Origin of the sequence: Gracilimonas sp. BCB1 (assembly GCF_040117685.2) — a bacterium.
Classification (GTDB): domain Bacteria; phylum Bacteroidota; class Rhodothermia; order Balneolales; family Balneolaceae; genus Gracilimonas.
The window spans coordinates 172,539-190,566 of record NZ_JBEDYP020000015.1 but is presented as its reverse complement, the minus strand read 5'-3'; the positions used below and the strand labels follow the sequence as shown (position 1 = coordinate 190,566).

The window sequence follows — 18,028 nt, the reverse complement described above, 5'->3', positions numbered from 1 at the left end:
TCTTATACTTGCTCCATGAAAAGATTGGAGACCAAACACATTGACTATTGGCCGGATGATGTACTACTCGGGGAAGCTGAAATTAATGCTTCTTATTCTGCACATATTCTGAGCAAGGAAGAATTGGAAGAGTATCAGGGGTTTGCCAGTGACAAAAGAAAAGCTGAGTATCTGACGGCTCGTCACCTTTTCAGGCATTTGATCCATAGTTTAAACATTGCCCCGGACGAGGTAAGCCTGGTAAAAGAAGAGATGGGGAAGCCGTATGCTCAACATGAAAATGAACTTATATATGTCAGCTTTTCACACTCTCCGGAAAAAGTATATTGTGCACTTTCGCTCTCAAAAAATATTGGACTGGATGTTGAACTTGCAGACCGGGAAATAAATCCGGCAGTAGTAAAAAGAATATTGAATGATGAGGAACTGGAAACACTGGTATCAGAACAGCCGGTGAAACTGTGGACAATTAAAGAAGCAGCCGTTAAATGCCTGGGTACCGGACTGAGAACCAACCTGAACGACCTCACCATCATAAAAAATCAGAAAAACCGATTTTCTGTAAGATTTAACAATGATAAATTATTTGAAATTTGTAGTTTCAGGCTAACGAATCATCAGATAGCATTAGCTTATCAAAGCAAACATATTTGACTAAAAGCTCGGAAATATCGTTTCTCCCGAAAGCAGGGAAGGTATCTCCGGGCTTTTTTGTTTATACAAACGAAATATCATCAGCACACAATTATGGATGTACAGAGCCTAACGCAGCATCAGATCCAGGAACATGTTAAAAATGCGAAGCACTTAAACACCAGTGCCGAGCATGTACGGATGCTTTTTGTTCCAAACAACATCGGTGAGCACAACTTCGGGGAACTTTGCACAACCTATAAAACCGTCGTCGATCAAACCTTTGATACGGTAGTTGTCATTGAATCTTATACAGGCCACCTGCAGAAAAAACTGGCCATGCCTTCGAATAAAGTATTCGAAACCCGGTTTGGGGAAGTACCGGTTAATGATTTTCTGAGAAATGAATTTTGTGACGAAGAAGACGACTTTTTCATAGCTGATGAAGGCTACAGTAAAGAAATGAGCCTCTACACCCAGCTTCCCATTTTGCAGTCTTGTTTCTCTGACTTCGAAGTGGTGAGCTTACAAATTGGCGATTATGACCCGGCAATCATTCGTGAACTCGCTTATACATTGGATGAACTTCTGCTCAACAGAAACGCCCTTATCGTGTATTGCTGTGATGTACCGGCTTCAAGTCCGGAAGAGCTTGAAAAGCTCCGAACGCTTGTCGTGAATAACAAAGAATCAGGCTTAATGCACTACCTGAACAGTAACGAGAAAACCGTGAAAGGTGCCCGGGCATTTATGAGTGGTATTTTGGTTGCCCGATCCTGGGGGTATGATGTTGAGTTTCTGGATCACATTGAATCTGCTACCCATATCTGTGGATATGCCAAGCGAACCGAAGTCCAAATGGCCTGATTATGAAAAAACCCCGCATCACCATTATCGGATTGGGAAATGTGGGTTCGGCACTACTGAATGTGCTGACTAAATCAGGATATGAAGTACTCTCAGTTTTTAACCGTTCGGAAATTGATCCAGATCTGATCAAAAAATACCCGGATACCTATTTCAGTAAGGGTCTTCCAAATAATGAAAACAAGCTCGGGGAACTGATTTTTTTAACCGTTTCTGATGACGCTATTGAAAGTGTGGCTACACAGTTATCTGAAAGATATACTGATTTGAACGGCAGAAATGTAGTTCACTGTTCAGGCGTTCATGCATCGGGGGTGTTGGCACCGCTAAGCAAGTCAGGAGCTTCCATAGCTTCATTTCACCCCATGAAAGCCATCACCCCAAAAACATACACATTCGAAAACACCTGGTTTGATGTTGAGGGGGATGAGGCTGCCATGCTAAGCCTTGAGAAACTGACCGATAGCATTAAAGCTCATATGTTTAGGGTGGAACCGAAAGCTAAGCCATTACTTCATGCTTCCGCTGTGGTAGCTTCTAATTACCTGGTAGTGTTGGCTGAACTGGTATCAAAAATTTCTGCACTGGGAAACGTGCCTGAAGAAACGGCTCTCAAAGCCATCACACCCTTGATGGAAAACACCCTCCGGAATGTAAAAGAGCTGGGTGTAACCGAAGCTTTAACCGGCCCCATAGCACGTGGTGATTTAAAAACGGTAAAACAACATGTGGAGAGTTTGAAAAATGTACCCGAACTGCTTTCTTTATATAAAACACTGGGAATTGAGGCTGTTAAAATTTCCATTCGCAAGAACGGTGAAACAGCTTCTCTTGAAGAAATAAGAAAGTTATTATCGTGAGTTCGGATAAAACCGCTGACTTTTACGAACGAGTGTATGAAGTGGTAGCTCAAATCCCCAAGGGGAAAGTAACTTCATATGGTGCCATAGCCCGCTATCTTGGGGTAGAGTCCGGAGCACGTATGGTAGGTTATGCAATGAATAACTACCAGAGCTATGATTTAGGATATGATTTGCCGGCACACCGTGTATTAAACCGGTTGGGGCAGCTTACGGGTCGCGCTCACTTTGAAGGTGATACCATGAGAGAACGACTCCAGCAGGAGGGAGTTCAATTTAAAAAAGATTATACCGTTGATATGGAGAACCATTTTTGGAACCCCATGGAGTTATCTGATATCGTATGAAGACAATCATAAGCAGTATTCTTTTACTAACAATGAGTCTGTCCTTTTCAGGAGATGAAATTTTAGTGGATGCCACAGCTGATCAGGTTATGGCCAAGGTGGAAGAGTATAAAGGCGAGAAGCCGGTATTGATGAATTTCTGGGCGACCTGGTGCGCCCCCTGTATTGAAGAATTCCCCTATTTGATGGAGCTTAATGAGAAATATGAGGGTCAGTTTAAACTGATTTTTGTTTCCGGTGATTTCAGAGAGGCACGCGATGAAGCAGAAGCATTTCTGAAAAAACAAGGGGTCGATTTTGAAACCTATTTTAAAGTGGGGAAGGATAATGAGTTTATAACAACCATTTCTAATGATTGGACGGGTGCACTTCCCTTTACCATTGTGTATAATAGACAAGGTGAGGTCACGGTTTCATGGGAAGGAAAAGCCGAACTGGAGACTTTTGAATCAGAATTACTTAATGTTATTAATGAGGATTAAGCCATGATTAAATTGACAAAACTCATACTGGGATTATCGGCAGTGTTGGTTTTAACAGCTTTTGCTCAAACTCAGACAAACAATAGCCTCGAAATTGGCGACAAAGCTCCCCAGATAAACCAGGAAGTTGAAGATACATCTGGACGAACACTGACACTTTCAGGTGTAGCCGGAGATAAGGGTCTACTTGTGATGTTCTCTTGCAATACGTGTCCCTGGGTGGCTAAATGGGAGGACCGGTACAACGGCCTGGCCGCGCTTGCAGCGGCTAATGATATCGGAATGATTGCTCTGAATCCCAATGAACGCATTAGGAACCGTGGGGAATCGATGGAAGACATGAGAAAACGGGCTCAGAAGCAGGATTATGAATTTCCTTATGCTCTGGATGAGAATCATGTAATTGCGGATGCATTCGGGGCAACGCGCACACCGGAGATTTTTCTTTTTGATGAGAACTTAACATTGGTTTATCATGGTGCAATAGATGATAACGCTAATGACGCGAATTCCGTGGAGTCAACCTATGCAGAAGATGCTATCAACCAGATGATAAGCGGAACTGAGGTCAGCACTAAGGAAACCCGATCACTTGGATGTACCATAAAGCGGACTAAGTAATTTTACTGAAAATCCCGTAATTTTAAGCCACGCCACAACGTGGCTTTTTTTATTGAATGATATCGCAGTAAATGATATCAAAAATACAGACTATATAATGCCAACCTGGACGCTACATACTGAGTTTAAATTTGATGCTGCCCATTTTATTGAAGGATATGATGGGAAATGCGGAAGAATGCACGGGCATTCTTACAGAGTGATGATGACCGCTAAATCCAACAAACTGAATCCTTCCCAATATTTGGAAACCCCTGATATGGTTTGCGACTTCAAAGAACTGAAGTGGGCAGCCAAAGACTCAGAAAAGGGTGGGTTTGATCATGGCTTTCTAAATGAATTGATGCCCGAAAACACTACGGCTGAACGGATTGCTGAGTTCATCCATAAAGAAACCAAAAGCCGCATCCCCGGAGATATTGAGCTAACCGTTACGGTTTGGGAAACGGAAACCAGCTGGGTAGAGTACACTGATAAAGATGTTTAAAACAGAAAACCATACCGAATGGCTTACCGGTGATAGAGACTTCATGGATGTTGAGTACCCGATAATGGAGCATTTTTATACCATTCAGGGAGAAGGAGCACATACAGGCCGAGCTTCATATTTTATCCGTACAGCCGGTTGTGATGTTAATTGCTGGTGGTGTGACGTGAAAGAAAGTTGGGAAGAAGAAGGACATCCGAAATTTTCGGTCCGCGAATTGGTGGAAGCTGCTAAAGAAAGTGAAGCACCATTCGTTGTGATTACTGGTGGAGAACCCCTATTGCATGATCTGCTGCCGCTTACCCTTGGGTTGAAATCGGCCGGATTACAGGTTCATATTGAGACCAGTGGGTCATCTCCCTTATCCGGGCAATTGGATTGGATCACCCTTTCTCCCAAACGGTTCAAAAAACCTACCGGAGAAGTATTTGCATATGTAGATGAATTAAAGGTAGTTGTTCTTACAAACAAAGACCTGAAGTGGGCGGAGGAAAATGCAGCAAAATGCCCGGAAGGAACAAAATTGTTGCTCCAGCCGGAGTGGGACACCCCGAAGTCTATAGACTTGATTGTGGACTATGTGAAGGAAAATCCGGAATGGGGTATCAGTCTTCAGACTCATAAATTTTTAAAAGTACCATAATCATACGATGGCATTTAGCGACCAATCGGTAATAATTACAGGGGGTAGTAAAGGAATCGGCCTTTCGATAGCCAGGGTATTTGCCCGAAAAACAAATCATCCGCTTGTCTTAATCGCCCGAAATGAGCAAGAATTAACCGAGGCCAAAAAGGAGTGTATTGGTGAAGGTGCTTCAAAGGTTGAGATTCTAACTCTCGATATTACCAATGATGTTAAAATAGGAGAGATTGATTTTGGAAAGCTGAATCCGGGCATTCTGATTAATAATGCCGGTTCCTTCTTATTTAAAAAACTGGTAGACACATCCCATGAGGAGTTTGTATCTCAGTTTGAGATTAATGCAGCCGGTGCATTTAACCTTACAAAGGCTGTTTTGCCGGAGTTGAAAAGCAGAAAGAGAGGATTAGTTGTGAATATAAGCTCTGTGGGAGCTTTGAAGGGTTTAAAAGACAGTGGGGCATACTCTATGTCGAAACATGCTTTATTGGGGTACACACGCTCTCTCAGGAAAGAACTGATGGGTTCAAACATAGCTGTAACGGCCATTAACCTTGGTCAAACGTATTCAACATCCTGGCATGAAGTTGAAATAGACCCTAATAAACTTATTGACCCCGAGGATGTAGGAAGGCTGATCGTAACCCTTTCGGAGTTAAGCAGCAGAAGTGTGGCAGAAGAAATTACAGTAATGCCACAGGGGGGAGAGGTGCCACCGATGTGATCATTTTTATACTCACCTCCCGGTCTCAAGCCATGATGCCTGAATAACCGAATAACCCTGCCAGGGTTACGGCAATGATATTTATTCAAGCTAAGAGGTTTAACACCGGAGGGGGTAAAGGGTAAAAATCGGCTAACAATAGTATTAAAACTTCCTTAATGTACATCCAACCTGATTTTTATTTCGTAGATTGATCCGTGCTTACATAAGCATGGCAGAAAATGAATCAATACAATAATTTTTTCTGCGAATATTAAAATTTTTTAATTAAGTTTTGTAACAATTGAAAAAGAGATCACTCTTGTGATCAAGAAAAAACCAAACAACACTAAATAATTTCTAATTTACTTTGATGTAGTTATTACTAAAATTTGCATCAGATAAATTGAAAACAGTTTAACAAACACAAAACAACACTACAATAGGAGATCATCATGGGTCAACAACAATTACTTCTCGTAATTCTCGTAACAATCATCGTAGGTATTGCGACGGTTGTGGCTATTAACACATTCGGATCAGCTGCTGATTCAGCTAACCTTGACGCAGTTCGTCAGGATATTGCTACTTTCGCTTCTTCAGCTCAGGGCTATTTCATGAAGCCTGAGATGCTTGGCGGCGGCGGCGGTGACTGGGAAGGTATTACCTTCAATACAGTTGCTTTCCCGGCTGATGAAATCGCTAATGGCGGTTTGACAGCTGTTAATGCTAACGGTGTATATACTTTCTCTGCACCGGGTGCTACTGATACTACATTCCAAATTACCGCTTATCCTGCAAGCCGTATCGACGGACCGGTTACTTCTTCTGTTAGCTCTGCTACCGGAAACGGACCGCTTCAAGCTGATATCGGACCAGGTGGTATTACTTGGGTTGAAAATGACTAATAGATTCGTATCTATATCATAAGTTTAAAATGGCTCCTGAAAGGGAGCCATTTTTTTTACTCCACTCTTATTTTATTCGGAGGTCAAAATGGGAAAAAGGGAATTACTGCTTGTCATATTAGTAACCGTACTTGTGGCGATTACTGTTTCTGTAGCTTACAATACATTCTCAAAGGGAGAGCTTAATCCTAACAGGTCGGCTACATTACAAGGAATGTATGAGGCCATAGGTAGGTCTGTCGCTTACTTCGAGCGACCAGAGATTCAGGGTGGCGGTCAAAATTCTTTTTCGGATGTAACTCTTAAGGACCTCTACCTCGAAAGCGAAAATGGACACGGTACCTATACCATTTCCGACAGAACCCATTCTTCTTTCCGGTTAACCGGAAGACCTGCCAATACCGACATGGTATTAGAGGTCATAGTTTATGCTGATTCTACTGTCTGGGTTCAAAGATAGCTCGGTATTTGACCGACTAATTATTTCTTAAACAACTTACTGTCAGGATTTCCACCGGAACGTAAATAGGCTACTAAATCTCTGAGTTCTTCTTCGTTAAGAGGGTTTAGCAAATTAGCCGGCATCTGAGATATACTTGAAGGTCCAATCGATTGTACCTGTTCTTTACTCACAACCACAGGAGGTTGGTCGGGATTTCTGGTATATATTTTCAAGGAATCTGTTTGCTCTATAACAAGTCCTGATACCAAATCCCCATTTTTCAGTTTTACTTCGGAGCTGCTGTACTGATCCGAAATAAGTGAGCCAGGGTTAATGATGTCTTCCAGCAAAACATCAACAGAAGATCTGAGGCCAATAGTGCTTAGATCAGGACCTATATTACCCCCATAGCCATTAAATCGATGACAGGATGCACAACCTGTAGCAAAAAAGGCATTTCTGCCATTTTCGAAATTACGTTCCGTAAATGATCTGCTACCGTAACAACTGCTTCATTTACGGTCCAGTCTCTGCCGGGGCCTTCAGGTTGTACAATCTCAAAACCCGGCTCTGTAATTAAGCTCACACCTGTAATATCTGCTACCGCATCGTGTTCTTCTTTGGAGGCATTGCTCAATGCATCGTCTCTTATTTTTCTTAAATATCCCGCATAACTCGAACCACCCATTTTTCCGGATGCTTCATTAATAAAAGTGAAATATTCCCTTCTTTGTTCAATAGTCCATCCATCTCTAAGATTCCGAAGTATGAATAAATACTCTATTTCCTGAACGGGAGGAGGATTTTCCTGCATCTTCTCGATGGTTCCATCCGGATGATCTAAGACACCGATCCAGTTGGGCTTGGAGTCTATGGGTTTGGGGTTCTCAATCAAAGCCAGGGCTTTTTCAATGACTCTCGCATCTTTCAGGTAAACCAATAGCCGGATTAATTCGGTATTAACTCTTGGATCTTCTGAGGGAAGGAGTTGCTGTAATTTATCAGTTACAAGTTCTTTTTGTGAGTCAACCGGGTCTCCAAGACGCATGAACACCAGAGACAGAGCCCTTAAATATCCTAAGGTCTGTTCTGTGGTGAAAGAGTTCAGATTCGTTTCAATCAATGTGTTGATAGCTTCTTCTCTGTACTGTTGAGAATTTGATCTTGCCAAAGCAATAATTCCATTAATCTTAGCCCAGGGCGCATTTTCACTCAGTGCTTTATTAGCCCAAAGATTCACGGGTTGTGATTCCACCGCCATTCGAGCTGCATAGCGTATAAATTGATGATCAGAATCAAGGTAAGGCCAGGCTTTCGGGAGGGCATTTGGATCAGATACTCCATGATACTTTTCCAAATTCCTTCGAATTTGTCGGGCTTCTTTCGATACTGCATTATCGGGATAGGGAGCAGGTTCGGTTGACTGGTCTCCGGTATAAACCACACGATATAGTTTGGTGACATTTGACCTGCCTCCAATAATGAAATACAAAGCACCGTCTTTACCGATAACTGCGTCGGTTAATGGCAGCGCATTGCCGGATAGAAATTTTTCGGCTTCGGCTCTATACGTTGCTCCATCAGGAGTAAGGTGAAAGGCATAAATAGTTCCATAAAGCCAATCCAGAGCAAACAAAGCATGCTGATACTTAGCGGGGAATTGGGCACCGGTACCAAAGAGTATTCCGGTGGGTGAACCCCGACCTGTATTAAGGGTAGGAGGAAGACTGTCTTCATAATATTCTTTCCATTTCCCACTGCCACTTCGCCAGCCATAGTCGCTGCCACTTGTGACGTGGATAAGCCTTGTCGGGCGATACCACGGCATACCTAAATCCCATTCCATATCGGAATCAAACGTAAACAACTCACCATGTGGATTTACAGCTGCATCGTATGGATTTCTATATCCAATACTGAACATCTCCCATTTAGAAGCATCAGGATTAATTTTGGCTATGTAGCCTCCGGGCGCATAAATACCGCGGGCATTGCCTCTGATATCCCACATTCGTGGAAGCAATAAATCCTCATCCCAATTCGGTAATCTGCTGGAGTTAAGTTCAGGCTTGGGAGTATAGTTTCCATTAATTACATATAAGTCATCATCTGTAGCGGTATTGACAACGCTGTGATTTCCATGCTCAGCCAGTTTGGCCGGACCACCAAGAAATTCCAGTACGTCAAACTGGTCATCCCCGCGTTCATCACTCATTTTGAAAATTCCTTTGCCTCCAACGTTGGCGTATAAGTCCCAGTTTTTCCATGCAAACCCGTTTACTCCTGAAAGCGGGATTGTAACCTCCTCGATGTTTACCTCGGGCTTACCTTCCGTTTCATTTATGGTAACACGGTACATACCTTTATTACTTTGGTCGGAAGCAATCAAGCGTCCCTGGCTATCTACCGTAAGGGCAATCCAGGTGCCATAACTTCCTCTTGGCACTTCATAAAGCAATTGTGCTTCAAATCCCGGTAATGTTTGAATGTCAGTACTGCCCGGATCTTGCTGACTCATCGTTGGTTGAGTTTGTTCCTGATCCTGGTTTTGGGATGAGTTGCAGCCTGTAATCCATAAAAAAGTGGCTGAAATTATGATGAGAGATATACTGCTAATTCGTCTGTTAATGATATGCATGCAAAGGTAGTAAAGAGTAAAATTCCTGATGATGTACTGGCTAAAGTACAAATAGTGTTTATAATTTCTTCAACCGGATATTTCGGAACTCCACTTTCATGGGAGGGCCAAGGTGTAGTTGAAATCCCAATTTGTTAGTGGTTGATTTTGCCCCGTCATCATTCAGCAGAATGGTCATAATCTGACCGTTTACTAAATGAATGATGGAGTTTCCTCGTGCGATTATATGATATTTGTTCCAGCCGTTTTCGGTTGTATCAATTTTTGAAAACAACGATTCCTGTGTTCCGGTTTTGGCCAAAACCTCTGAAAAATTGCCTTCCGATATATTTACAATTTCCCCTCGATTTGCCAGGGTGGCTCTCCCTCTTTCTTCGTACACATTCCCCGTATAATTATGCGAACCATCTAAGTCTGCCTGGTATCCGCTGAGCATAAATTCCTTTGCTTTCACAGGTTTGCTGTAGTAATTAATGCCACTATTTCCTCTTTCCGAAATCCTGAAGTCGGCCTTTAATTCAAAATCATGACCGGTATCACCATCCCAGATAAAAAAAGTATTCTCTATCAGAATCGTATTTGGTGTGGTTTCACCAGTCAACACTCCGTTTTCAAATGTCCAATAACCTTCTTTGCCGCTCCATTGGTTTAAAGTACTATCGGTTAAGATGGTCTGAAATGTGTTATCTGACTGAGAAGCGGGGGCTTCAGAGGGTTCACAACCATTAAGCAGAAATAAGGTAACTACAGGGACTAAAAAAGCTTTCAGATTCATAAAGTTGAATTCATTAACTATTTCAATTCAAACATTCGGATTCGTTTACTTTCTTCGGAAACATCGGTAAAGGCTATAAGAAGACTATTTTCAGAACTAACGAGCTGAGGAAACCCGGTACTTCTTTCTTTGGAGATATTTGGAATAGAATATTGATTTAATGGGTTACCATCCAGAGAATAAGAAGCAAGATTTAGCTTTCCGTAATTATTAACAGATGAAAGCCAGCTCACCCAGATTTTGCCATCACTTATTAATAAATCCGTTCTTCCTATCGCATTTTGATCATCTACTGAAATTACCGTATCGAAATCGGTTCCATGATTATTCGAAATGCCTAATTGTAATTTACTCTCTCCGTTTGCACCGGTAAACCAACTTGTTGCTACAACTTCATTTTGAACTCCAACCGCCGGGCCGTTAACGGGACAGGCAGCTATTTTCCAATTATCATTATGCACAGGCTTAGGTTCGCTCCAGCTTCCATCTCTGAAAATTGAGGAATAAATATCTCGAATTTCATCTTCCGTGCGGTTACGGTAAGTGACTATAAACCCGTTATCTGTTTTTGCTAAGGAGGTATTGCAACAGTCACAAACTGCATCATCGATAAGAAATTTTTCTTTGATTTGACCATTTTGGTCAATTATTGCGCCTCTGAGGGTCATAGCTTTGCTTATATCCGCATACTCATGATGTTCTCTTCCGGCTGTTTTTCGACCGTCTAACCATACCATCATGAAGGTGGAATCGGAAGCGGGAAGCATACTTACGAATCCATGTTCGGTTGGGGTTTTATCCTGATGAGGTATGATTCTCTCAGACCATTGATGAGTATAAGCTGAGATGTTAACATCGTAAGCATATGTTCCGCCGGGTTTCTTATTAAGCCAGTGAGCAGCCATGGGTTGTCCATTATGTCCAATTATGGAAGGATAATCGGCCCAGTTTAAGAACCAGGTTGAATCAGCTGATATAACAGAAGGTTCAGACCAGGTGTTATTCTTGAATGTAGCAAAATGTAACTCAGCGATATTGCCTCTTTCTTCAACCCAGCTCATAAACACGATGCCCGTATTATCGGTGTATAAAGAGGGAAGAGAGCTGTTTTCCCCGGAAACAGTAGATATTTCCTGAAGTTGAATGTCAGCCATTTCGGAGCATCCGTTTACCAGCAAAAGAGCACTAAGAAGGATCAGTAATCTCATGTTGTTTGGTATATAATTGATAGGCAAGAAAGATGCCTGATAGATGTAGTAGTATAACGATTCCAAAATACCATAATGGTTCAGATTGATAAGAATTATAGAATTCCATAGCTCTCCACCCAATCAGGACTCCTCCAAAAATTACAGCATGAAGGAGAGAATCTTTATTGGTTACCGTGAGGATAAGCATAGAGACAAGCCAGGTACTGGTAAGTACAGATAGCAGTATTACAACAACCCAAACGGTAGAAGGAAAGTGTGAAATACCATAAAACTGGAAATCAACCCGGTGATAAAAAGTGATGATAAGCCGGGCAAATCCTTCAAAAAAGAGGAATCCTGCAAATCCTGAAATTATGGCCAAAAAAGATTTCATGAACGGTTTTTTGCTGTTGATTGTATGGACTTCCGAGTCATTAACCAAACTTTTTATGTGGCAACGACCAACGAATAACGAATAACGAATAACGAATAACGAATAACGAATAAAAACGAAATCATGCCAGAAGGACCGGAAATTTGGAGAGCAGCAGATAAAATCAGTGACGCCATTGCAGGGAAAGAAATCGAGGAGGTGTTCTTTGCTTTTGATGAGCTTAAACCATTTGAGCTACAGCTAAAGGGTTTAAAAATAGATTCCATCACGCCGAGAGGAAAAGCCATTGTTACGGCATTCGGGAACAATCTGAATCTCTATTCCCATAACCAGCTCTACGGAAAGTGGATGATTAGTAAGGATGGGAATGAGCCCGACACAAATCGGTCGCTGAGGGTTGCGATACATACGTCTGATTCATCCGCCTTTTTATATTCTGCCTCTGAAATAGAGATGCTTGAGGATGACGAGGTGGAGAATCATCCGTATATAAAAAACTTGGACCGGATGTTGTTCACCCTGATACAACATATGAACAAGTTCTACAGCGATATAAAAGCAGTACATTTAAAAACAGAAAGCTTTCCACACTGCTTTTAGATCAGGGATTTTTAAGCGGACTTGGAAACTATCTCCGCAGTGAGGTTTTATTCTGTTCGGGTGTAAATTCGGAATTCAGGCCTAAAGACTGTACTGAAGATCAAATTAGGGCTTTGGCAAAGAATTCTTTGGAGCTATCACGCCGATCTTACCGAACCGGTGGACTTACCACTCCCGATGATTTGGTTAAAGCGTTAAAAGAGGAGGGAGCTTCCCGTAAACAATACCGGCATTATGCCTACGGAAGAGCCGGTAAACCATGCTATAAGTGCGGTAAGGAAATACAGGTAATGGAGACCGGTGGCCGAAAGATTTACTATTGTGAAACGGAGCAGAAAAACATGGATTAAAAAGTTCATTGAGGTGCAATATTGGTCCTAAACTTTGTATGTTTGAGCTCCTCAAAAAAACAAAGAAAGAGAAAATGAAAAAGATATTTGTACCCGTATTATTCATGCTGTTATCCACTTCAATGTTCGCACAGGAAGCGGAAGTAATCCGACTTTCAGAGCCTGTTCAGGAAACAGAAGCATATGAAGTGTTTGGCTTGGAAGTGGAGCAGTGGAACGAAGCGACATCACTTGTGTCATTAATTGAGTCTGAAAAAGAGCTTTCCGGAAAGGAAGTAACGGTAGAAACTGAAGTAGCTAAAGTGTGCCAAAAGAAAGGCTGCTTTTTCGTGGCTAATCAGGACGGTTACTCAGCTCGGATTACCTTCAAGGATTATGGGTTTTTTATCCCTACCGACTCTCAGGGAAAAACCGTTAAGTTAGTTGGTACATTTACCGTAAAGGAGCTTTCCGAAGAGCAGGCTAAGCATTATGCTGAAGATGCCGGGGAAGATACTGAAGCAATAGAAGGACCTCAGAAAGAATATTCTATTGTTGCTACATCTGTGATGATTCCTAAATCATAACTTTAATTATAGATATTTTAACTATTCATGCCAGAGAACGATTTTTTACAAGCTGAAGCAACTATTCATTCAACAAAGCAACTTATGGAGTCTCCGGAGGTGGAGGCCATTGCCAAAAAAGTTATAGAAAAGCACAAACTTGAATTTGGTCCGGCTGAGATCGGCTATTTTCTTGTGTATCCAAATCTCTCCAAGCAGCGTGCAGCCAAGTGTATGAAAGCCAGCCGTGAAGTAAAGCATTACTCAGGTAATGACTACCTGATTGAAATATCCGGTGAGCTATGGGATATGCTTGATAATGAAACCAAGGAGATGATGCTGTATCATGAGCTTCTTCATGTAGATCCTACCTTTAAATCGAAGACTCAGGAGTGGAAAATGACCATCCGAAAGCCTGATTTTGCTGATTTCTACACCATTAACGATAAGTTTGGAAACGAATGGTATAAGACTATTCAGGCTACGGCATCCTCTCTCTATGATCTGGATCCACGCCAGGAAAGTAAAGTGAAATTGTAGGTAAGCAGGTTTTAGGTTTTAGTGACAAGGTGTTAGGTGTTAGAAATCCCCTAACACCTAAAGCCTATTACCTAAAACCTAAAACACCTATTTAACTTCGTAGCCTTCTTTTTCCAGGATTTTTTTGATTCGATTTACATGATCTCCCTGGATTTCAATTGTTTTGCCTTTTATAGTTCCTCCGGTACCCAGCTGGGTTTTTAGTTTCTTCTCTAAATCTTCGATTACCTGAGGGTTGTGTGTGATTCCTCTAATAACAGAAACCTGCTTTCCTCTTCGTCCTGCTGTTTCCATTTTTACACTAACTTTCATTCTATACTTTGGTTTTTTTCCAATTTCCGCGTCGGAACAATATAAAGCCTATTACGCCCAATAGTGATTCCGCAACTACTATAGAGTAAAAAACGCCTTCTTCGTTCCATTCAAGTGTAATAGCCAGGAAGTAAGCAAGGGGTATTTCGATAAGCCAGAAGCAAATAAGGTTGATGAGGGTCGGGGTTTTCGTATCGCCGGCACCATTAAAGGCCTGTATAATCACCATTCCAAAAGCATACGCCAAATAACCGTAACTCATAATACGAAGGCATTTGGAACCGATTTTGATGATGGCTGCATCATCGGTGAAAATACTCACAAGGTTTTCGGCGAATATCAGGAAGCAAACGCCAACCAGCCCTAAAAATATCATATTGATGATGGCAGATATCCAGGTCGATTTCTCTGCTCGTTCGGGTTGATTAGCCCCCAGATTTTGTCCAACAAGAGTTGCTGCGGCGTTACTCATGCCCCAGGAGGGAAGAATGGAAAACACGAGGATACGTATGGCAATGGTATAACCGGCCAGAGCGATACTGCCGAACTCCGCTATAATCCGAACCAGACCAACCCAGCTTGCGGTGGCAATCAGAAATTGACCAATTCCTCCAATTGAGACACGAATCATTCTTTTGAGAATTTCTGTTTGGATGGAGATGTGTTTTCGTAGGATGATAATACGTCCTTTCCCATCAAACAGGCGGTAGAATTGATAACAGACACCGATTCCCCGGCCAATAGTAGTTGCTACTGCTGCCCCTGCAATTCCAAGTTCAGGAAAGGGCCCATAGCCAAATATGAGTAGTGGATCCAGAACGATATTGATACCATTGGCAATCCACAAAACCCTCATTGCTATGGCGGGATCACCGGCACCCCGAAAAATGGAGTTGATCACAAACAGAAACATGATAACCAGGTTCCCGCCTAACATGATGGCCGTATAGGAGGAGAGATGAGTGGCTATATTTTCATTGGCTCCCATAAGCTGCAAAATTTCTTCTGCATAGAATATCCCTGTTAAGGAAATAGGAGCAGAAATAATGAGGCAAACAAAAATAGCCTGAACCGCTGATCTGGCCGCGTCATCTTTATTCTTTTCCCCGATTCTCCGCGAAATAATGGCAGTGGTAGCCATACTAAATCCTATGGCTATAGCATACACAAGAGTAAGAACCGATTCGGTGATACCAACAGCTGCTACGGCATCTGCACCAAGTTTAGATACAAAGAAGATATCGACTACAGCAAAAATCGATTCCATCATCATCTCCAGAACCATAGGGATGGATAGAATCAGAATAGCCCGGCCGATACTACCTTTGGTAAAGTCGAGTTCCGTTCCAGCCAGAGAGGCTTTAATGTCTTCCCAGATTGAATTTGGGGCAGTTTCTGGCTGTATTTCGGTCATATACTAGTGAGGACGAGGGGAAAGAAAGTGAGAGCCGTGAACATGCCAGTTCTGTACTTTCCAGGCCATTTTTTCAATGAAAGAAGAAGGGGCTTTAAAAAGTACAACCGAGTCGGACTTTCTAACCACCATACGATCCAGTTGATCAAATTCTTTAAACTCAAGAACTACAGGAGCTTTAATTTTACTAACGTTCCTAAGAAAATACTTTTCCTGGGGTGATGCATACTTGACTACAGATCCGGTATAACCGGTATAAACGCCATTCAGTTGTTCTGCATTTTTAAAGATTACAAGAGGGGCATTTTCATCAATAGAAGAGAAACATTCATCAATGTTGGCATAACTTTCTTCTTCAAATGGAGTGACAACTTCAGCCAGATCAATAATTACAGCTTCACCGATGATTTCTCTTTTCAGTTCATCAAGGGCAGCTTCCCGGTTGGTGGTAAAAGGTCCTGCATATACAATCAGGGTATGCTCAGAATCGCCAAGATTTCTGAATCTCTTCAAAAACTCTTTGTAGTTAACACTGTTGTATTCAAAAGTATTCTTTGCGTCCATATTCGAAAACTGTACCTGATTATAAATGAGTTTCAAAGGTAGCGGTTAAAACAATTGTAAGAAAGGCTTAAAACAAAAAAAGTCCGCCTTGGTTAAGGCGGACTTCAGGCAATGGATTCAGCAAGAGAATCTAATTAACACTTTTTCGTCTTGTTCCGGAAATACCCGAATAAGTTGTGGTTTGACCTGATGGCGTAGTTACACTGATCTTAATAGTCAAATCAGCAGGGTCTGCAGATTCCTCATCTGTATCACGAATAGAGAATGAGAATTCAGTAGCACCGGGTCCGGGATATAAGTAGTTTCCGAGTGTAAAATCTGTATCTCCGGTTACTTCTATGTCGTCTCCTCCATCAATCGATATCTCTGTTCCAGCTGCCATTGGGTTACCATTAAGGTCGGTAACCGTGTAGGTAAAACTAGCGCCTCCATTAGGTTGAAGGTCAAAAGTTGTTGGATTTGCAGAGATGGATGCACCAGAAGTCGAAAATACAATAATTACGTTCTTTTCAATTTCCTGGTTGTTTCCATTTATGGTTCTTGCTGTTATAGTAGCATAGCCATCACGTCCTCCACTTCCAGCAACATTGTCAGTTGGGCGAGGATCACCGGATATAAGGTTTACAGTAACTTCTCCGTCATTATTCGTATTTCCGGAACCTGAACCCTGAATAATTCCACCGGTGGTTGTAAAATAAACAGCCGTTCCTGGTTTGACAGGGTTACCAAACTGATCACCCAGAATTACAGTTAAAGGGTTTCTGTTTCCGTTGATTGACCACCCTTCAAAGTTATAATTATCTGCAGCAATGCTAAAGTGATCTAAGTCAGGAAATCCTCCGTGGATGGTAATAGCTACTGGTCTTGACCGAATGGTAAGTCCTACATCTTCACGTACAATTTCAGCTTGAATCTGTACAACACCTGCTACATTGCCACTGTATAAGTTTGAGGTGACTTGGCCATTGGCATTAGTGGTTGCTGTTAATGGGGTAATACCTTCTCCACCGTTAGGGCCCGATATAATCGAAAAAGTGACATCTTCAGAATTATTCAAGTCAAGATTTCTGCCGGATGAATCCTGTACCTGAAATGTGAAGCTTGTATTCACTATACCTCCTGTTTCGGCAATGTTTATTGTTTCTTCTGTTATCCTGTCAAGTATAATAGACGCAGCTCCTGCAGAAGGGCCTGCTACCCCGCCATCATCACCACCGTCATCCCCACCATTGTCTGAACTTTCAGGATCTAATTCAAAATCGAAATTCGTAATATTATCACCCGCTGCTACCTGAACTGTTCGGCTATCAGATATGTAATCTGTTGCTGAAGCTGATAAAGTAATGTCAGTCAGTTCAGAAACATCGATATTGCTAAATGAGTATTGACCAACAGAATCAGTCCGGGTAAAGTCGCTGAATTCCTGAGGACTGGTAATTTGTACAGTCGCATTAGCTATAGAATTTCCGTTTACAGAATTTGTAACCGCACCTTGGATTACGACGGTATCCTCGTCATTCCCGGTACATCCAACTAAAAACTGAATCAATAAAGCCGTGCAAAGAAGTAGAGATATTTTACGCATAGTTTTTTCTTTTATAGAGAACTAAGGGGATACTAAGTTACAATAAAATTCATTTCAAGTTAGAAATACGTTATAAATGAGAAAGAGGAGGGAAGTAGTTGAACAACGTTGCAGAATCTATATCTGAAGCT

Annotated in this window: 23 protein-coding genes and 2 pseudogenes; 16 read left to right on the top strand and 9 right to left on the bottom strand. The window is 41.9% G+C overall.

What is annotated here, in order from left to right; genetic code table 11:
* The first annotated feature begins 15 nt into the window (after positions 1-15).
* The 11 genes from ABFW99_RS13235 (at position 16) to ABFW99_RS13185 (ending at position 7,008) form a co-directional block, all read left to right on the top strand.
* Entirely contained in the window at positions 16-654 is a 639-nt protein-coding gene (locus tag ABFW99_RS13235) for a 4'-phosphopantetheinyl transferase family protein (protein ID WP_349355489.1), read from the top strand.
* A gap of 93 nt (positions 655-747) precedes the next feature.
* Complete coding sequence (gene amrB / locus ABFW99_RS13230; protein WP_349355488.1) at positions 748-1,500, top strand: AmmeMemoRadiSam system protein B; 753 nt, start codon at positions 748-750, stop codon at positions 1,498-1,500.
* Between the two features lie 2 nt (positions 1,501-1,502).
* Positions 1,503-2,360, top strand: coding sequence for a Rossmann-like and DUF2520 domain-containing protein (locus ABFW99_RS13225; protein WP_349355487.1), 858 nt, complete (start codon positions 1,503-1,505; stop codon positions 2,358-2,360).
* A complete protein-coding gene (locus ABFW99_RS13220) occupies positions 2,357-2,707 on the top strand; it encodes an MGMT family protein (RefSeq protein WP_349355486.1) in 351 nt (116 codons plus the stop codon). The genes ABFW99_RS13225 and ABFW99_RS13220 overlap by 4 nt, the downstream gene beginning before the upstream one ends.
* Positions 2,704-3,189, top strand: a complete 486-nt coding sequence (locus tag ABFW99_RS13215) for a TlpA family protein disulfide reductase (protein WP_349355485.1) — start codon at positions 2,704-2,706, stop codon at positions 3,187-3,189. Before ABFW99_RS13220 ends, ABFW99_RS13215 begins: the two co-directional genes overlap by 4 nt.
* Before the next feature lie 3 nt (positions 3,190-3,192).
* A complete protein-coding gene (locus ABFW99_RS13210) occupies positions 3,193-3,810 on the top strand; it encodes a thioredoxin family protein (RefSeq protein WP_349355484.1) in 618 nt (205 codons plus the stop codon).
* Between the two features lie 97 nt (positions 3,811-3,907).
* Positions 3,908-4,297, top strand: a complete 390-nt coding sequence (locus ABFW99_RS13205) for a 6-pyruvoyl trahydropterin synthase family protein (RefSeq protein ID WP_349355503.1) — start codon at positions 3,908-3,910, stop codon at positions 4,295-4,297.
* On the top strand, positions 4,290-4,940 hold the full coding sequence (locus ABFW99_RS13200; RefSeq protein WP_349355483.1) for a 7-carboxy-7-deazaguanine synthase QueE: 651 nt from the start codon (positions 4,290-4,292) through the stop codon (positions 4,938-4,940). Before ABFW99_RS13205 ends, ABFW99_RS13200 begins: the two co-directional genes overlap by 8 nt.
* A 7-nt stretch (positions 4,941-4,947) precedes the next feature.
* Entirely contained in the window at positions 4,948-5,661 is a 714-nt protein-coding gene (locus ABFW99_RS13195; protein WP_349355482.1) for an SDR family NAD(P)-dependent oxidoreductase, read from the top strand.
* Between the two features lie 434 nt (positions 5,662-6,095).
* Positions 6,096-6,548, top strand: a complete 453-nt coding sequence (locus ABFW99_RS13190; RefSeq protein WP_255135558.1) for a hypothetical protein — start codon at positions 6,096-6,098, stop codon at positions 6,546-6,548.
* An 88-nt stretch (positions 6,549-6,636) separates the two neighbouring features.
* The gene (locus ABFW99_RS13185) at positions 6,637-7,008 is read left to right on the top strand and encodes a hypothetical protein (protein WP_349355481.1); all 372 of its coding nucleotides are present in this window, start codon (positions 6,637-6,639) and stop codon (positions 7,006-7,008) included.
* Between the two features lie 20 nt (positions 7,009-7,028).
* Here ABFW99_RS13185 and ABFW99_RS13180 read toward each other — a convergent pair.
* The 5 genes and pseudogenes from ABFW99_RS13180 to ABFW99_RS13160 form a co-directional block, all read right to left on the bottom strand.
* A pseudogene (locus ABFW99_RS13180) lies at positions 7,029-7,400 on the bottom strand (c-type cytochrome); the annotation flags it as partial.
* Positions 7,385-9,628, bottom strand: a complete 2,244-nt coding sequence (locus ABFW99_RS13175) for a PQQ-dependent sugar dehydrogenase (RefSeq protein ID WP_440707518.1) — start codon at positions 9,626-9,628, stop codon at positions 7,385-7,387. The pseudogene ABFW99_RS13180 and the gene ABFW99_RS13175, both read right to left, overlap by 16 nt.
* A gap of 58 nt (positions 9,629-9,686) precedes the next feature.
* Positions 9,687-10,403, bottom strand: coding sequence for a 3-keto-disaccharide hydrolase (locus ABFW99_RS13170; RefSeq protein ID WP_349355479.1), 717 nt, complete (start codon positions 10,401-10,403; stop codon positions 9,687-9,689).
* Positions 10,404-10,420: 17 nt separating this feature from the next.
* On the bottom strand, positions 10,421-11,611 hold the full coding sequence (locus ABFW99_RS13165) for a hypothetical protein (RefSeq protein WP_349355478.1): 1,191 nt from the start codon (positions 11,609-11,611) through the stop codon (positions 10,421-10,423).
* Positions 11,589-11,987 carry a hypothetical protein gene (locus ABFW99_RS13160; RefSeq protein ID WP_349355477.1) on the bottom strand — a complete coding sequence of 133 codons (399 nt, stop codon included), beginning with the start codon at positions 11,985-11,987 and terminating at the stop codon, positions 11,589-11,591. Before ABFW99_RS13160 ends, ABFW99_RS13165 begins: the two co-directional genes overlap by 23 nt.
* 123 nt (positions 11,988-12,110) lie before the next feature.
* Here ABFW99_RS13160 and ABFW99_RS13155 point away from each other — a divergent pair, with 123 nt between their 5' ends.
* The 5 genes and pseudogenes from ABFW99_RS13155 to ABFW99_RS13135 all read left to right on the top strand — a co-directional run bounded on the left by ABFW99_RS13155 (position 12,111) and on the right by ABFW99_RS13135 (position 14,022).
* On the top strand, positions 12,111-12,587 hold the full coding sequence (locus tag ABFW99_RS13155) for a DNA-formamidopyrimidine glycosylase family protein (protein WP_349355476.1): 477 nt from the start codon (positions 12,111-12,113) through the stop codon (positions 12,585-12,587).
* Positions 12,545-12,697, top strand: a pseudogene (locus ABFW99_RS13150) (endonuclease VIII); the annotation flags it as partial. The gene ABFW99_RS13155 and the pseudogene ABFW99_RS13150, both read left to right, overlap by 43 nt.
* Positions 12,698-12,700: 3 nt before the next feature.
* On the top strand, positions 12,701-12,937 hold the full coding sequence (locus ABFW99_RS13145) for a hypothetical protein (protein WP_349355475.1): 237 nt from the start codon (positions 12,701-12,703) through the stop codon (positions 12,935-12,937).
* Between the two features lie 74 nt (positions 12,938-13,011).
* A complete protein-coding gene (locus ABFW99_RS13140) occupies positions 13,012-13,503 on the top strand; it encodes a DUF4920 domain-containing protein (RefSeq protein ID WP_349355474.1) in 492 nt (163 codons plus the stop codon).
* Between the two features lie 27 nt (positions 13,504-13,530).
* Positions 13,531-14,022, top strand: coding sequence for a putative metallopeptidase (locus tag ABFW99_RS13135; RefSeq protein WP_255135566.1), 492 nt, complete (start codon positions 13,531-13,533; stop codon positions 14,020-14,022).
* A gap of 87 nt (positions 14,023-14,109) precedes the next feature.
* Here the strand turns inward: ABFW99_RS13135 and ABFW99_RS13130 are convergent, their stop codons facing one another.
* The 4 genes from ABFW99_RS13130 to ABFW99_RS13115 form a co-directional block, all read right to left on the bottom strand.
* Positions 14,110-14,334, bottom strand: coding sequence for a translation initiation factor (locus tag ABFW99_RS13130; protein WP_349355473.1), 225 nt, complete (start codon positions 14,332-14,334; stop codon positions 14,110-14,112).
* A 1-nt stretch (position 14,335) separates the two neighbouring features.
* Positions 14,336-15,748, bottom strand: coding sequence for an MATE family efflux transporter (locus ABFW99_RS13125; RefSeq protein WP_349355472.1), 1,413 nt, complete (start codon positions 15,746-15,748; stop codon positions 14,336-14,338).
* 3 nt (positions 15,749-15,751) lie between these two features.
* The gene (locus ABFW99_RS13120; RefSeq protein ID WP_349355471.1) at positions 15,752-16,348 is read right to left on the bottom strand and encodes a hypothetical protein; all 597 of its coding nucleotides are present in this window, start codon (positions 16,346-16,348) and stop codon (positions 15,752-15,754) included.
* Positions 16,349-16,442: 94 nt separating this feature from the next.
* Positions 16,443-17,897 (bottom strand): carboxypeptidase-like regulatory domain-containing protein, encoded by a 1,455-nt coding sequence (locus tag ABFW99_RS13115; protein WP_349355470.1) that lies wholly within the window; start codon positions 17,895-17,897, stop codon positions 16,443-16,445.
* Positions 17,898-18,028: the final 131 nt, after the last annotated feature.

Excerpts from the sequence above, each read along its gene's own strand:
- ABFW99_RS13235 (WP_349355489.1), top strand. The coding sequence starts at position 16 with ATGAAAAGATTGGAGACCAAACACATTGACTATTGGCCGGATGATGTA.
- amrB (WP_349355488.1), top strand. The coding sequence starts at position 748 with ATGGATGTACAGAGCCTAACGCAGCATCAGATCCAGGAACATGTTAAA.
- ABFW99_RS13225 (WP_349355487.1), top strand. The coding sequence starts at position 1,503 with ATGAAAAAACCCCGCATCACCATTATCGGATTGGGAAATGTGGGTTCG.
- ABFW99_RS13215 (WP_349355485.1), top strand. The coding sequence starts at position 2,704 with ATGAAGACAATCATAAGCAGTATTCTTTTACTAACAATGAGTCTGTCC.
- ABFW99_RS13210 (WP_349355484.1), top strand. The coding sequence starts at position 3,193 with ATGATTAAATTGACAAAACTCATACTGGGATTATCGGCAGTGTTGGTT.
- ABFW99_RS13205 (WP_349355503.1), top strand. The coding sequence starts at position 3,908 with ATGCCAACCTGGACGCTACATACTGAGTTTAAATTTGATGCTGCCCAT.
- ABFW99_RS13200 (WP_349355483.1), top strand. The coding sequence starts at position 4,290 with ATGTTTAAAACAGAAAACCATACCGAATGGCTTACCGGTGATAGAGAC.
- ABFW99_RS13195 (WP_349355482.1), top strand. The coding sequence starts at position 4,948 with ATGGCATTTAGCGACCAATCGGTAATAATTACAGGGGGTAGTAAAGGA.
- ABFW99_RS13190 (WP_255135558.1), top strand. The coding sequence starts at position 6,096 with ATGGGTCAACAACAATTACTTCTCGTAATTCTCGTAACAATCATCGTA.
- ABFW99_RS13185 (WP_349355481.1), top strand. The coding sequence starts at position 6,637 with ATGGGAAAAAGGGAATTACTGCTTGTCATATTAGTAACCGTACTTGTG.
- ABFW99_RS13175 (WP_440707518.1), bottom strand. The coding sequence starts at position 9,628 with ATGCATATCATTAACAGACGAATTAGCAGTATATCTCTCATCATAATT.
- ABFW99_RS13170 (WP_349355479.1), bottom strand. The coding sequence starts at position 10,403 with ATGAATCTGAAAGCTTTTTTAGTCCCTGTAGTTACCTTATTTCTGCTT.
- ABFW99_RS13165 (WP_349355478.1), bottom strand. The coding sequence starts at position 11,611 with ATGAGATTACTGATCCTTCTTAGTGCTCTTTTGCTGGTAAACGGATGC.
- ABFW99_RS13160 (WP_349355477.1), bottom strand. The coding sequence starts at position 11,987 with ATGAAATCTTTTTTGGCCATAATTTCAGGATTTGCAGGATTCCTCTTT.
- ABFW99_RS13155 (WP_349355476.1), top strand. The coding sequence starts at position 12,111 with ATGCCAGAAGGACCGGAAATTTGGAGAGCAGCAGATAAAATCAGTGAC.
- ABFW99_RS13140 (WP_349355474.1), top strand. The coding sequence starts at position 13,012 with ATGAAAAAGATATTTGTACCCGTATTATTCATGCTGTTATCCACTTCA.
- ABFW99_RS13135 (WP_255135566.1), top strand. The coding sequence starts at position 13,531 with ATGCCAGAGAACGATTTTTTACAAGCTGAAGCAACTATTCATTCAACA.
- ABFW99_RS13130 (WP_349355473.1), bottom strand. The coding sequence starts at position 14,334 with ATGAAAGTTAGTGTAAAAATGGAAACAGCAGGACGAAGAGGAAAGCAG.
- ABFW99_RS13125 (WP_349355472.1), bottom strand. The coding sequence starts at position 15,748 with ATGACCGAAATACAGCCAGAAACTGCCCCAAATTCAATCTGGGAAGAC.
- ABFW99_RS13115 (WP_349355470.1), bottom strand. The coding sequence starts at position 17,897 with ATGCGTAAAATATCTCTACTTCTTTGCACGGCTTTATTGATTCAGTTT.